This window comes from Spirulina sp. 06S082, from assembly GCF_034932145.1.
Taxonomy (GTDB): domain Bacteria; phylum Cyanobacteriota; class Cyanobacteriia; order Cyanobacteriales; family Spirulinaceae; genus CCY15215.
This window is the reverse complement of record NZ_JAYGHV010000041.1, coordinates 1-13,635: the sequence shown is the minus strand read 5'-3', so window position 1 is coordinate 13,635 and position 13,635 is coordinate 1. Positions and strand designations below refer to the sequence as shown.

The 13,635-nt window shown below is 44.7% G+C and carries 9 protein-coding genes; 7 read left to right on the top strand and 2 right to left on the bottom strand.

Annotated features, from left to right (window positions below):
- Positions 1-2,197: hybrid sensor histidine kinase/response regulator (locus VB714_RS05200; RefSeq protein ID WP_323221864.1), on the top strand; the 2,197-nt coding region annotated here is incomplete at its 5' end.
- 21 nt (positions 2,198-2,218) lie between these two features.
- On the opposite strand, the gene VB714_RS05195 is transcribed toward VB714_RS05200, so the two are convergent.
- A complete protein-coding gene (locus VB714_RS05195; RefSeq protein ID WP_323221862.1) occupies positions 2,219-3,757 on the bottom strand; it encodes a DGQHR domain-containing protein in 1,539 nt (512 codons plus the stop codon).
- Between the two features lie 247 nt (positions 3,758-4,004).
- Between VB714_RS05195 and VB714_RS05190 the strand changes: the two genes are divergently transcribed.
- The 5 genes from VB714_RS05190 (at position 4,005) to VB714_RS05170 (ending at position 12,774) form a co-directional block, all read left to right on the top strand.
- Positions 4,005-4,841 (top strand): Rpn family recombination-promoting nuclease/putative transposase, encoded by an 837-nt coding sequence (locus VB714_RS05190; protein WP_323221859.1) that lies wholly within the window; start codon positions 4,005-4,007, stop codon positions 4,839-4,841.
- Between the two features lie 58 nt (positions 4,842-4,899).
- Entirely contained in the window at positions 4,900-5,253 is a 354-nt protein-coding gene (locus tag VB714_RS05185) for a hypothetical protein (RefSeq protein ID WP_323221857.1), read from the top strand.
- The gene (locus VB714_RS05180; protein ID WP_323221855.1) at positions 5,253-10,508 is read left to right on the top strand and encodes a tetratricopeptide repeat protein; all 5,256 of its coding nucleotides are present in this window, start codon (positions 5,253-5,255) and stop codon (positions 10,506-10,508) included. The genes VB714_RS05185 and VB714_RS05180 overlap by 1 nt, the downstream gene beginning before the upstream one ends.
- 122 nt (positions 10,509-10,630) lie before the next feature.
- Positions 10,631-11,926 carry a carboxyl-terminal processing protease CtpC gene (ctpC, locus tag VB714_RS05175; RefSeq protein ID WP_323221853.1) on the top strand — a complete coding sequence of 432 codons (1,296 nt, stop codon included), beginning with the start codon at positions 10,631-10,633 and terminating at the stop codon, positions 11,924-11,926.
- A 101-nt stretch (positions 11,927-12,027) separates the two neighbouring features.
- Positions 12,028-12,774: an FkbM family methyltransferase gene (locus tag VB714_RS05170; protein WP_323221851.1), complete on the top strand. Its 747-nt coding sequence runs from the start codon at positions 12,028-12,030 to the stop codon at positions 12,772-12,774.
- Between the two features lie 8 nt (positions 12,775-12,782).
- Here VB714_RS05170 and VB714_RS05165 read toward each other — a convergent pair whose 3' ends face one another.
- A complete protein-coding gene (locus VB714_RS05165) occupies positions 12,783-13,124 on the bottom strand; it encodes an antibiotic biosynthesis monooxygenase (RefSeq protein ID WP_323221849.1) in 342 nt (113 codons plus the stop codon).
- Between the two features lie 136 nt (positions 13,125-13,260).
- On the opposite strand from VB714_RS05165, the gene VB714_RS05160 reads away from it, so the two are divergent.
- On the top strand, positions 13,261-13,635 hold a 375-nt coding region (locus VB714_RS05160), incomplete at its 3' end, for an MFS transporter (RefSeq protein ID WP_323221847.1).

Below are 13,635 nucleotides of genomic sequence, written 5' to 3'. Positions count from 1 at the left end.
CGATCCAGTTGCCGCAAAAAGAGAAGTTTGGAGCGAAATCTTTCCTCAGTTTACCACCAAAGATTTAACATTAGCGGCGGTTCGTCCCGTTTACGATCGCCAAGGAAATTTAGATGGAGTGGTCAATAGTAGTTTACATTTAGTCGCCATTAGCAATTTTCTGGCTAATCTAGAAATTGGCAAAACTGGACAAAGTTTTATTATAGAGCGATCGGGAAGGTTAGTGGCAACTTCAACTTTAGAAAAATTATCTCGACTTCAAGATGAGAAATTAACGCGAGTATTAGCTGAAGAAAGTCAAGACTCATTAACTCGGAAGATTGCGGCTGAAATTACTTCGCAAAACTTAATCGATCGCGGCGATCGCACTCAAATCAACTTAAATATTGCAGGAGAATTATATTTTTTACAAATCCACCCTTTTCAAGATCGCTTTGGTTTAGATTGGTCGATCGCGATCGTTATTCCCCGTGCTGATTTTATGGCACAAATTAATCGCAATACTCGCAACACCATTTTACTCTGTTTTGCCGCTTTAATTATGGCGATCGTCATTGGTATTTTAACAGCACGTTGGGTAACAAAACCGATTTTACGACTCAATGAAGCAGCAAAAAATATTTCTCGCGGCCATTGGAGTCGAGAAATTCATATTCAACGAAATGATGAACTTGGAGAATTAGAACAATCTTTTAATCTGATGTCAGAACAATTACAAAATGCTTTAATCACGTTGGAAGAACGAGTTAAAGAAAGAACTGAAGAATTAGTCGTTGCTAAAGAAAAAGCTGAGGTTGCGAATAAAGCAAAAAGTGAATTTTTAGCGAATATGAGTCACGAGTTACGAACCCCTCTCAATGCCATTTTAGGGTTTTCACAAATTATGTTTCGATCGCAAACTTTGCCCGTAGAACATAAAGAAAATGTACAAATTATTAACAGTAGTGGCGATTATTTATTATCTCTGATCAATAAAGTTTTGGACTTGTCAAAAATTGAAGCAGGAAAAATCAGCTTTAATCCTCAAAACTTCGATCTCTATGCCCTTTTAAATGAAGTGGAGAATTTGTTAGAAATTAAAGCAGAAGAAAAAGAATTACAACTTAACTTTACCTATGCAGAAGACGTGCCACAATATATTCACACAGATGCGTTAAAACTCCGTCAAATTTTAATTAATCTAATTAATAATGCTCTCAAATTCACCTCAAAAGGAGGCGTTACAGTCCGAGTTTTTTCAATGAACAATGAAGAGAAAACAAGTCAGAAGAAAACAACTATTCATTTTGAAATTGAAGATACAGGGATGGGAATTGCCCCAGATGAAATCAACAATCTTTTTAATGCCTTCAGTCAAACAAAAAGCGGTAAAACCGTACAAGAAGGAACAGGTTTGGGTTTAGCAATTAGTCGTCAATTTGTGCAATTGATGGGAGGAGATATTCATGTTCAAAGTCAAGTGAATATTGGCACGACATTTTCCTTTAGTATTCAAGCAGAGATTGTGCAAAAATCTGAGATTCAAAGCAATAAAACGATTCGTCATGTTGTTGCCCTTGCTCCCAATCAAAAACAGTATAAAATATTAGTAGTCGATGATAAACCCGTCAATCGTAAACTATTAATTAAAATTTTAGTCCCCCTTGGTTTTGAATTAAAAGAAGCAGGAAATGGCAAAGAGGCGATCGCCATTTGGGAGGAGTGGGAACCCCATTTAGTGTGGATGGATATGAGAATGCCGGTAATGGATGGATACGAAGCCACTCAATATATTAAAGGGACAACGAAAGGCAATGCAACAGCAGTAATTGCTTTAACAGCCAGTGTGTTAGAGGAAGAAAAGGCGATCGTTCTTTCTGCGGGATGCGATGATTTTGTTCGCAAACCTTTTCAGGAAGATGTTCTTTTTGCGACCATGACCAAACATTTAGGAGTACAGTTTATTTATGAGGAAGAATGCCCAGTTGTAGAAACGAGAGAAGAGAAACCTATGACGATGGAAGACTTAAATATTATGCCGATGGAATGGCGCGATCGCGTTCGGAAAGCAGCCATTAATCTCGATGATGATGCCCTTTTCAATCTTATTTCTGAAATCCCAGAATCTCAGGCTAGTTTAGCAGCAGAATTAAGAAGATTAGTCAATGATTTTCAAGGCGATCGCATTATCACAATTCTCGATCGCCTTCAGGGGTAAGTTAACATTTCCCCTCTTATTCTACAGCATTTTAGGTAGCTCTATCTCTCGGGGATTCACCCATGCACCGGATAAATCGATCGCTTGTTCTTCTCCCATCGTTCTCGCTTTAGCGAATGCTGTTTTTAATTTAATCAATTCAAACTCATCCTCTTGTCCTGCGATTAAATAAATGATTAATTTAGAGGCTAAATCTTTACCCGAAACTTGAATGCGTTTTCTCAAAGGATCGTATAAAATCCCATACCATATTGATGAAGAAAAATCAATTTTACTAAAGCCATCTTCTGCATCGTAGCGGCTGAGTTTAGTGAAAATATCATGTAAATTTAAGCGTTTTTTATAGACAAGAAAACCGATCGCCTGTACGAGGGCAATTTGACCCACGGGGCGAAAAAGCAGATTTCCTTGCCCACCCCCGACATCGTGGCTAAAACGGCGTAATTCTGGGGTATCCTTGCGTTTGAGTTGGCGATAACTGGGGAGTTCTGCGAGATAATCAAAGAGAATATTAAATTCTTTTTCTCCATCTTTAAGTTCCTCATCGTCGGGACGCAGAGGGAGGAGTCCCGTATCAGTGGGTTTCCAGTGGGGGAAGGGGTGAACGAGATAAACCCGCGCCATCTCTTGCAGGGCTTGTAAGGTAGTGAGGACGGTAGATTTGGCGGCAACGGTGGCACTATTCCAATTAACGCGATCTTTGGTTTTGCGCCCTTTTTTAAATAAGGGATGGTTGAGGGCGATCTGTCGGGCAACGAGGGAAAAACCATCATCTTCGTTGAGAAGGGCAAGTTGACCTTTACTGAGACGAATATTAGTGAGATTAACGTGGACAAAGATGGAACGGACGCGACGGCGTGCTTCTTGGCGAGTTTCTCCTTGGATGACGGCGGGGATGAATTCAACGGCGATGGTTTCTTGAGGGAGGGTTTGCAAGTATGCGCGATCGAGGTCTTGGTAGGGGTCGTCGATGGCGATCGCAACTCCGGTAGTTTTTTTGCTCTTTTTATATTTTTCCAGTCTACCTGTGCGGATCAGTTCCATCAATCCCTGAATGCCCATGAGTCGATGCTGGCCGTCGAGGGCAAAGATGTCGATCTCCCGGTTGAGGCTGAGGAGGCCGAGGCTATGGTTGCGATCGAGGGGGTCAAAATGGGCGGCGGTTTCTCTGGCGCGTCCTTCTTTGTCCCATTGGGGGGCTTTAGGGTCGTCGGTCCAGGAGGGGCTGAGGACCGCGAGGAGGGCGGGGAATTTATGGGTATGGCGCGTGGCAAGGTATTGGGTGAGGGGTGCCTGTCGCGACCAGTCTAGGGGGCGCTGTTGCAGGTTTTCGGCGGTGTCTGCGTCGGGGACGATCGCCAAGGTTTCGGGGTCAATTTTCTGGCGGAAGAGGGGGAGTTGGGCGGCAAATTGGACGCGATCGCTTAACCATTCAAGGCTAACGGTACTGAGATAAGCCTCGGTGTTCCCCATTTTGGTCTTCTGGACGAGGAGGCGATCGCTTTGTTGCAGGCAGCGATCGAGGAGTTGGCTGAGGGTTTGGCGATCGGTGTCGTTCATGGTTTGGGTTTAGGACGGGCTTCTTATTGTTTCATGGCAGGAGTTGAGAAGGGGAAAAGTTTTTAAAAACTTAATAGTAACAAATTATATGTTTTACTTGACTTTTTGACAATTTTGTGTTTCGAGTTGGTTTTGGTTGGAGGGGAGGCGATCGCAGTTTTGTTAAGAAAAGAAACAATTTTTCTACTTTAAGGAAAAAAAAGGAAGCAAACTGACAAAGTAATGAGAGATTATTGGTTCGGGAAATATGAAAACAGATTCGATTTTTTACCGCTTGTTTAAGGAACGAGGAGAGGTCTTTTTTGAGTTAATCGAGCGTCCCGTACAAGAGGCACAAGATTACAATTTTGCCTCCTATGAGGTCAAACAAACGGCGTTTCGTATTGATGGATTTTTTCAGCCTTTGCAAGAAGATACAACAAAACCACTCTATTTTACTGAGGTACAATTTCGCTATGATGCCAATGTTTATGCGGGATTATTTGCTGAGATTTTTATTTATTTGAATCAGAACAATCCTGGACAAGATTGGCGAGGGATTATTATTTTTGCGACACGGGGTTTTGAACCCAAAAATTTGCTCCCTTATCAGGAGTTGTTGGAGTCTCGGAAGGTGACGCGAATTTATTTGGATGAGTTACCCTCGCGTCGGTTTCGATCGCTCAATATGGAGATCGTCCGCTTAGTTATCTGCGATCGCGCTGTGGCTTTGGAGGTGGGTCGAGAAGTTTTAGAGCAAACTGATGAGGTGGAAGATGAAACGGAGCGGCTCGATTTGCTAAACTTGATAACAACGGTTCTTAGTTACAAATTTTCCGATCTGAGTAGGGAGGCAATGGAACAAATGTTTGGATTAGACGAATTGAGACAAACCCGCTTTGCCAGAGAAATGAGGGAAGAGGGTCGCGAGGAAGGTCGCGAGGAAGGTCGCGAGGAAGGTCGCGAGGAAGGTCGCGAGGAAGCGAAGATACAACTCATTCCGATTTTACTGGAACTTGGGTTAAGTATCGATCGCATTGCTGCATCTCTTTCTCTGAGTGTAGAACAGGTGCAGCAGGCGATCGCGGATCGAGAGGAAAATTAGCACGGCGATCGCTTCTCTGTTAAGAAGTGAAACAATATCTTGACTTTTTGGCAATTTTGTGTTGCGAGTTGGTTTGGGTTGGAGGAGAGGCGATCGCAGTTTTGTTAAGAAAAGAAACAATTTTTCTGCTTTTTGGCAACTGATTCATATTGAAGCCGATCGCGGACGAGGAACGGCTCGACTCACCTTAGACACCCTCATCCTTGCCTACCTCCTCGGCGAACCCAGCCTCGATCGCCAACTGCAAGGATATATTTACCCCGTATTGGTCGATCCCTCCTTCACTCTCCCCCCCGTTTATGAAACTAATGTTCGGGAAGTTGGTGCCAAGGTGTGTTTTTTGCTATTTCGATTAAAATTCTCTTTATCACGACCAAAACCTGTAAAGCTAACATTGATAATTGATAGGTGATGGATCGACAGCGAAAGGGGCAAACAGCTAGGGAAACTAATGCGCGATCGCTTTCAACCTTATTGAGAGCGCTTTTACTGTCCCAAGGACAATTTGCCCCTATTTTGGTGCGTTGCAATTATCAAGGACTGCGGGAACAAATTTGGCAACAATTTCAAGAGGAAGTTTTCCTGCGATCGCCAGACTTGCAGCCTCTCCAAACCATTCACCTCAACCCCTCTATCTCTACGCTTCTCTCTCCCCTCCTAGACGCTTTAGAAGAGAAAAGGAGTTTGGAGTCGGCAAAAAAGAATCGCAACCCAATTCAGCCTTCAGCCCTCAGCCGTCAGCCTTTACCCAGCGCCCTCGTTGTCTTTGGTTTAGAGCTTGTCAAAGACCCCGATCGCCTTTTGAAAGCTACCAATCAAGTTCGAGATGAATTTCGCAAGCATCTCCCTCTACCCGTTATTATTTGGGTAACAGACGATCTCCTACAAAAGTTGGCGCGCCTTGCTCCAGACTTCAAAAGTTGGGCTGCCGCTTCGATTAAATTCGAGCTTCCCCTCAGCGAGTCAGCAGCCCTTTGGTGGCAAACCACAGACAGCCTTTTTCAACAACTTTTAGAAGCAGGTGCAGAAAAATTTTTAACCAACGAGGCGATCGATCTTGCACCAGGATGCCCCACTCGCCGGGAATTGGAATGCGCTCGCCGCGAACTTTTCCCTTTTCCCAAACGCTTAAACCCCGCCAGCGAAGCCACTTGGCACTTTATTTTGGCTCGGGATGCTTACCAGCAAAATTGTCTCGATGAAGCCCTAAATCATTTTGAGAAAAGCCTTAATTTTTGGTGTCGGGGGACGGGATACTGGGGCATTGGTAGCTGGCTAATCGCTTCGGACAATCCTGCTGAGAAGAGCTTGAAATCGCGATCGCTGGGAACAGGAGCATTAACGCTTCCTCGCACTCCTCACATTACCAATCCTTTTTTAGATCAAAAAGGTTTACTTCTTTTTCATTTGGGTTTATGTTATTGCCGGGTGGCGCAACAAAATCCCGCCGCAGCGCAGGAGTCTTGGCACGCCGCCAAAAAATGCTTTGGGGCGAGTTTAGAAATTTTTACCGTTAAACACCAACCCGACTTTGCCACGGGGTTGATCGTTCAATTGGGTTCTGTTCTGCAACAATTGGGAGAATGGGCTGCGCTTGAAGGTTTGAGCCTTTATGCACTGAACCCGATCGCCGATCGCCGATCGCCAACCTTGAAACCTCGTGCCTTGGGATTTCTCGCTAAAGTCGCCTTAGAGCGAGAAGAGTGGCAAAAAGCGGAAAATTTGAGCAAACAAGCTCTTGCTTCCATGCAAAAAGCCCCTTATCCGCTTCACCAAGACCATGCAAGCTATTTACTTTTATTGGCTCGAGTTAAACATCGTCAAGGGGAAGATGGAGAGGCGATCGAACAGTTACAGAATGCGCGCCAACTCCTCTTAGATCGTTGGTCTAGCCCCAGGGATAGCGATCTGGGGGAGAATACACCGATTGAAAAAGAACGTCTATATTTGGAAGTTTTAGAAGAGTTGCGATCGCTCTACTGTCAAAATCAGCAGTATAAACTGGCCTTTGCTCTCAAACAAGAACGGCAGTTTGTCGAGCATTATTGTGGTTTACGCGCCTTTCATGGGCTTTATCCTTTGGCTTCTATCGACGACTCTACCGCCTTTGGAGCAAGTGTGTGGTGGAATGCCATCGATCGCCGTTCCCAAGAGGCGATCGCCGCTTCTGGTCGTCAAATTATAGTGGAAGACCTAATTGAAACCCTCAGCCGCAGGGAACGCAAGTTAACGATTTTACATGGGGCTTCAGGGGTGGGCAAAAGCAGTCTCCTGCGAGGATGTTTGCTGGCAACTCTTCAGGAAAAACCCATTGCAGCTCGTAATGCCCTGCCCATCCTACAAACAACCTATCGCCATTGGCAAGAAAATCTTTGTCGCCTTTTTAACAAAGCGATCGCAACTTTACCGCAAAAGTCTCCCTTTCCCTCAGCAGAAGAACCTCGGCGCATTTTGCAGCAGTTGCAATATTACCTCAGCGATCGGGTTCTCACTTTATTTATTTTCGACCAATTTGAGGAATTTTTCTTTCTTTGTCCCGAAATAGAACAGCGTCAAAAGTTTTATGAATTCCTCCGGGATGCCCTCTCTATCCCTTTTGTGAAAGTAATTTTCTCGATTCGAGAAGACTATTTGCATCACCTGTTAGAAATTGAAACCCTTGTCGATCTGGCCGTTATCGATAATAATCTCCTCGATCGCCGCAACCGCTATGCCTTAAAAGATTTAACCCCCCGAGAAACCAAGAACGCGATCGTGCATCTCACGGAAAATTCCCAATTTCATCTCGAACCTGCCCTTATTGATGCCTTTGTCAAGGATTTAGCCAAAGAACGGGGTAGCGTGCGTCCCATTGAACTCCACCTTGTGGGCGCACAGTTGCAAACCGATCGCATTGATACCCTCAAAGATTATCAAGCCTTGGGAGAACATCCCAAAACCGTCTTAGTGACGCGATCGCTTCTCGCTATTGTTGCCGACTGCGGCACAGAAAATCAAGATATTGCTTGGCGCACTCTCTTTGCCCTCACCGCAGAAAATGATACTCGTCCCCTGAAAACTCAAAGCGAACTTTTGTCGGTTCTGGGAACATTTCAGGAAACATCCGCCCATCCCTTATCTACTATCAATGCACCATTATTATTAAGTTCAATTCTAGAAATTCTGGTTAATTCTCGCTTGGTTTTTCGCTTTCCTGAAGACCCCGAACATCGCTACCAATTGGCTCGAGATTATTTTGTTGCCCCCATTCGAGAACAATATCGTCACCATTTTACCCGCACCATCGAAGCCAGTCTCGAACGTCAGCAGCAAGAATTGGCGCGGGAACGCAGACAACGTTTGAAGGCTTCCTCCATTGGCGCAGCAATGACCTTTCTGGCTTTAATTGCAGGATATTCCGCATGGCACGCTCATCACCAACAACAAATTGCCCAGCAAGAACTAATTAAAGCTAATTTACTGGCTGAAAGTGCGGCTTCGGAATCCCTTTTCGTCTCTGGGCGACACTTTGACGCGCTTCTTTCTGCCTTGAAAGCCGGTCGCCAGTTATTATCGGTTGCTAGGGAGGAGGGAATAGGGAACAGGGAACAGGAAATAGGCAAGAGGGAAGAGAGAGGGCAAATATTTCCTTTGCAGGTACGAGGAAATATCGATGCGATCGCCCAGTTTAAGACGATCGCCGCCCTCGAACGGGCATTGCATGGCACAAAAGAACGCAATCGCTTTTTTGGTCATAAGGAGGTGATTTGGGATGTCACCTTTTCTGCGGATGGCCGTATTCTGGCCAGTGCCAGCCGCGATCGCACGGTGAAATTGTGGTGCGAAGATGGTACTTTGCTGCATACTCTCCCAGGTCACAAAGATAGCGTTACCAGTGTTGACTTATATCAAACCCCCGAGGAACTGCGCGTCGTTTCGAGTAGTTGGGATGGCACCGTGCAGTTGTGGCAATTTCCAGCCCTTGCTTGTAATACTCCCCAGCCAGAAAAACTGCCCATCCCTTCTCCTCGCATTTTGTCTCATTCCCCAGAGACAGAGGACAGGGAAATCTATAATGTTCGTTTTAGCCCCGATGGACGCTATTTGGCAACTGCTGGTAAAGATGGCAAGATTCAATTACAAACAATTACTGGAGAGGCGATCGCCACCCTTGCGGCAGGAATGGGGGCAGTACAGTGGGTAGAATTTAGCCCCAATGGTAAGTTTCTTGCAGCAGCAGGCAGCGATCGCGGCGTACAACTTTGGAGTATTTCTGGAGAATTGCTGGATATTTTTCGGGGACATGAAGAAGGGGTTTCTTATGTGACTTTTAGCCCTGACAGCGAGGCGATCGCCTCCGCTAGTCGCGATGGCACCATTAAACTTTGGGACTTAAACGGCAATGTCTTACAAACTCTCGCGGATCATAGCGAGGGAGTTTTAGCTGTTCGTTTCAGTCCAGACGGCACAAAACTAGCCTCTGCGGGTTACGATGGCACAATTAAACTCTGGGATACCCAAGGACAACTTTTAGAAACCTTTGCCTCTCATCGCGACGGGGTGACAGGAGTGCGCTTTCATCCAGATGGCACAAAACTAGCTTCTTCGAGTTTTGATAAAACTATTAAAATCTGGGATTTAAACGGTAATCCTCGTTTACTGTTACAGGATTCCCCATCAGAAACCGGCGATCGCCAAGATAATAAGGCCACAGGCATTCGCGATGTTGCCATTTCTCCCGACGGAGAATTAATCGTTACAGCCGGAGAAAATGGCACCATTGTCTTATGGACAAGAAAAGGGGAAAAATTAAAGAGCATCTCTGCCCATTCTCAACCCATTGAAACCCTGAGTTTTGCCCCAGATGGAATGGGATTTGCTTCGGGCAGTTGGGATGGCACAATAAAAATCTGGAATTCTCAAGGACAATTACAGGCAACTTTACAAGCACACCAAGATCGAGTCGCAGATTTAGATTGGAGTTTTGACTCGAACCTCTTGGTTTCAGGCAGTTGGGATGGCACCGTCAAAACCTGGGATCGCCAAGGAAAACGACAACAAACACTACAACGCCATCGTCAGCGCGTCCACGCTGTTGCTTTTAGTCCTGAAGACAATATTTTAGTCACCGGAGGCGAAGAAGGAATTTATTGGTGGAAACGAGATGGCGATCGCTTTTCGGGATGGACTCCCCTCCCCGTAGCCGATCGCGGCAACTGGACCATGGATCTGCATTTTCTCCCCTTGGGTAACTTGCTGGAGAATAACAGTAAGTTTGTGCTGGCGGCGGGAGGATACGATAATGCTATTTCCTTTTGGGGCGATCGCGATCGCCCCTTGACTCGTCTCAAAGGGTATACCGACAGTATCCGCCGTTTTGCTGCCGCTCCAACCGGGGAAATTTTAGCAACGGTGTCCTGGGATAATGATGTGGAGTTATGGCACGTTAATGACTCTTTATTGACCACTTGGGAAGCTCATCAAGGGGAGGTGGTCGGCATTGATTGGAGTCTGGATGGAGGCGCGATCGCCACGGCAAGTAAAGATGGTACTGCCATAATTTGGTCTTTGGACTTGGCTGCTCTGGTGGAAAAAAGCTGCAACTGGTTAGGAGACTATTTACGCCATAGCACGATGGTACAAGCCAGCGATCGGGCGCTCTGTGCCGATCGAGAAGCCCTTCCCTAAGCCTTAATTTTACGGAAATTGGTGCTTATTTCCTGTAGAAGGAAAAGAATCCTGCAACAGCAATAGAATTCCTGTGCTAGAGTAGGCATAATGCACCCTCCCCGTCAGCACGATAAAAACTTATGGTATTTACAAAACGCGGGCTAGTCCTTGGCGCAACGGCAGTCGTTTTAACCACGGTAGCAGTAACAGGAGCGGGAATCCACCTGTCCAAGAGTCAAGCCTTTTTCAGCGAAAGTCCCAAGGAACTGGTCGATGAAGTTTGGCAGATTATCGACCGCCAATATGTCGATGCTACTTTCAATCAAGTTGATTGGCGATCGACCCGCACGGAATATCTCGGACGCAATTATACTAATCCAGAACAGGCCTACGAAGCAATTCGGGAAATGTTGGGGAAACTCGGAGACCCCTACACTCGCTTTATGAACCCCGAAGAGTTTCAAAATATGCAGATCGACACCTCCGGAGAGTTAACCGGGGTGGGAATTCAAATTGCCAAAGATGAAAAAAGCGATCGCCTTATCGTTATTTCTCCCATTGAAGAAAGTCCGGCTTTTGAAGCAGGGATTTTGGCCAAGGATATTATTACTAAAATTGACGGACGCGATACGTTAGGCATGGAGGTGAATGAAGCGGTTCAACTCATTCGCGGCGAACGAGGAACCTCTGTCACCCTCACGATTCAAAGAGGCGTAGAAGAGATTGATTATCCCATTACCCGAGACACGATTGAAATTCACCCCGTGCGATCGCGGGTAGAAAATACCAATTTAGGGGCGGTGGGTTATATTCGCCTCAATCAGTTTAACGCTAACGCCGCACGGGATATGCGCGACGCGATCCAAGAGTTAGAAAGGGAAAAAGTGGTCGGGTATGTTTTGGATTTACGCTCTAATCCAGGGGGTTTGTTAAATTCGAGTATAGATATTGCGCGAATGTGGCTCAAGGAAGGCACAATTGTCTCAACGGTGAACCGTCAAGGAGAACAAGACCGTAAAGAGGCTCAGAATAGGGCTTTAACCGATAAGGCTTTGGTGGTTTTGGTGGATGGAGGTTCCGCAAGTGCCAGCGAAATTCTTTCCGGTGCCTTGCAAGATAACCATCGGGCGAAATTAGTCGGGACGCAAACTTTCGGCAAGGGTTTGGTACAATCGGTTCGACCCCTCAGCGATGGTTCTGGGTTAGCGGTGACGATCGCCAAGTATCTCACACCAAGCGGTCGAGATATCAATAAGGAAGGTATTCCTCCCGATGTCGTTCAGGAAATGTCGGATGAGGAACGCAAGCAATTGCAAGCAAATATCACTAATTTGGGGACGGTAAAAGATCCGCAATTTAGTAAGGCCTTGGAGGTTCTCCAAAAGACTCTTGCGGGGGGTGAAGATGGGTTCCCCGTTGAGGCGATCGCGCAATAACAACGCGCAATCAACCTAGGCGATCGGGCGGGCTTTTGTCCGCTTTTTTGTTTAAAGCAAAAGCTAGTCAAGATAAAGCAACGATGAAAGTTTAACTCGCAATGGAAAAACTAAAACTACCCAATGGATTAGAGTGTTATTGCTTAAGTCAAAAAGAAACAGAATATATATTTTCTGAAATCTTTTCTGAACGACAATATCTCCAGAATAATATTGTTGTTCGTCCAGGAGATTGTATTTTTGATGTTGGGGCGAATATCGGTCTTTTCGCATTATTTATGAGTCAGATTCAAGAAAATTTAAAAATTTTTTCCTTTGAACCCATTGAAACAACATTCGCCGTATTGAAGGAAAATATACGTCTTCACGATCTAAGCAATGTTTCACCATTCAAATATGGTTTAGGTTCAGAAAACGATCGAGAGCGAGTTTTTACCTTTTATCCCAATATGCCAGGGAATTCTACTGCAAAACCAGAGGAAAAGATAATTCAAAAAAATTTAATGGTTGATGTATTCGGACAAGAACAAACAGATTATTTTTTCCAAAAGATACAAGTAATTGGCGAAGTCAAAAAATTATCTCGTGTTATCAAAGACTTATCCATTAACTCAATTGACTTGCTTAAAATCGATGTAGAAGGAGATGAGCTTGATGTTATTCAGGGGATAGAAACAGATGATTGGAAAAAAGTCAAGCAAGTTGTTGCTGAAATTCATAATACAGATAACAAATTAGAAGAGTTTTGCTCTATTCTCGAAAGTAATGGGTTTGCAGTAACAATTGAGAAAAATGCTTTAATGCCCTCTACATTAAATAATTGCAATATTTACGCCATGCGCCATTGAAAAAAAATTCATGTTATAGTAGGGGTTTGGTTTCCAAACCCCTCAGTAGTTTCCAAACCCCTACTGAGAGATTCATAATGTTCTACTACGGGAAAAGGATCGTAATAGTGGTGTAATAATTGCTTCCATTCCTGATATGCAGAAGAGCCACGAAAACCTTCAGTATGATCTTCCAGGGTTTCCCAGTTTACCATCAAAATGTATCGCGATGGATTCTCGATACATCGCTTCAACTCATGGTTGAGATAACCTTTCATTGAGGAAATAATTAACTGCGCTTTAGCAAAGTCAATTTGAAAATCATTCTCTTTGCCTGGAATTACATCAAGTATAGCAACTTCTAGAATCATAGTGGGTATGAACAAATCATAGTCAATAGTCAATAGTAGGGGTTTGGTGACCAAACCCCTACTTTTCCTCCAATTATAAAAAAATTGTTATATTAAAAAATGTTTCCCAACGACCTCCATCACAATTTTAAATTCTGTGAAAGTTTTTCGCACCCTTCCCCCATCAACTCGCCGTAATTTTCTCTTTCTCTTTCTAACAGGATTGTGTTTTTGGGTGAGTTTAACCGTGCTTTTACCCACCCTTCCTCTTTATATTGAGTCTCTGGGGGCAAATCAACAGCAAGTTGGTCTGGTAATGGGAAGTTTTGCGATTGGTTTGTTACTGGTGCGAGGGATTTTAGGTCAATGGGCCGATCGCCGCAGTCGCAAATTAGTGATCCAAATTGGCGCGATCTCGGTGGCTTTAGCGCCTTTTGGTTATCTCACAATTACTTCTTTGCCGATATTGGTTGTAATCCGCGCTTTGCACGGGATTAGTGTTGCTGGTATGACTACGGGATACAGTACCTTA

Excerpts from the sequence above, each read along its gene's own strand:
- VB714_RS05195 (WP_323221862.1), bottom strand. The coding sequence starts at position 3,757 with ATGAACGACACCGATCGCCAAACCCTCAGCCAACTCCTCGATCGCTGC.
- VB714_RS05190 (WP_323221859.1), top strand. The coding sequence starts at position 4,005 with ATGAAAACAGATTCGATTTTTTACCGCTTGTTTAAGGAACGAGGAGAG.
- VB714_RS05180 (WP_323221855.1), top strand. The coding sequence starts at position 5,253 with ATGGATCGACAGCGAAAGGGGCAAACAGCTAGGGAAACTAATGCGCGA.
- ctpC (WP_323221853.1), top strand. The coding sequence starts at position 10,631 with ATGGTATTTACAAAACGCGGGCTAGTCCTTGGCGCAACGGCAGTCGTT.
- VB714_RS05170 (WP_323221851.1), top strand. The coding sequence starts at position 12,028 with ATGGAAAAACTAAAACTACCCAATGGATTAGAGTGTTATTGCTTAAGT.
- VB714_RS05165 (WP_323221849.1), bottom strand. The coding sequence starts at position 13,124 with ATGATTCTAGAAGTTGCTATACTTGATGTAATTCCAGGCAAAGAGAAT.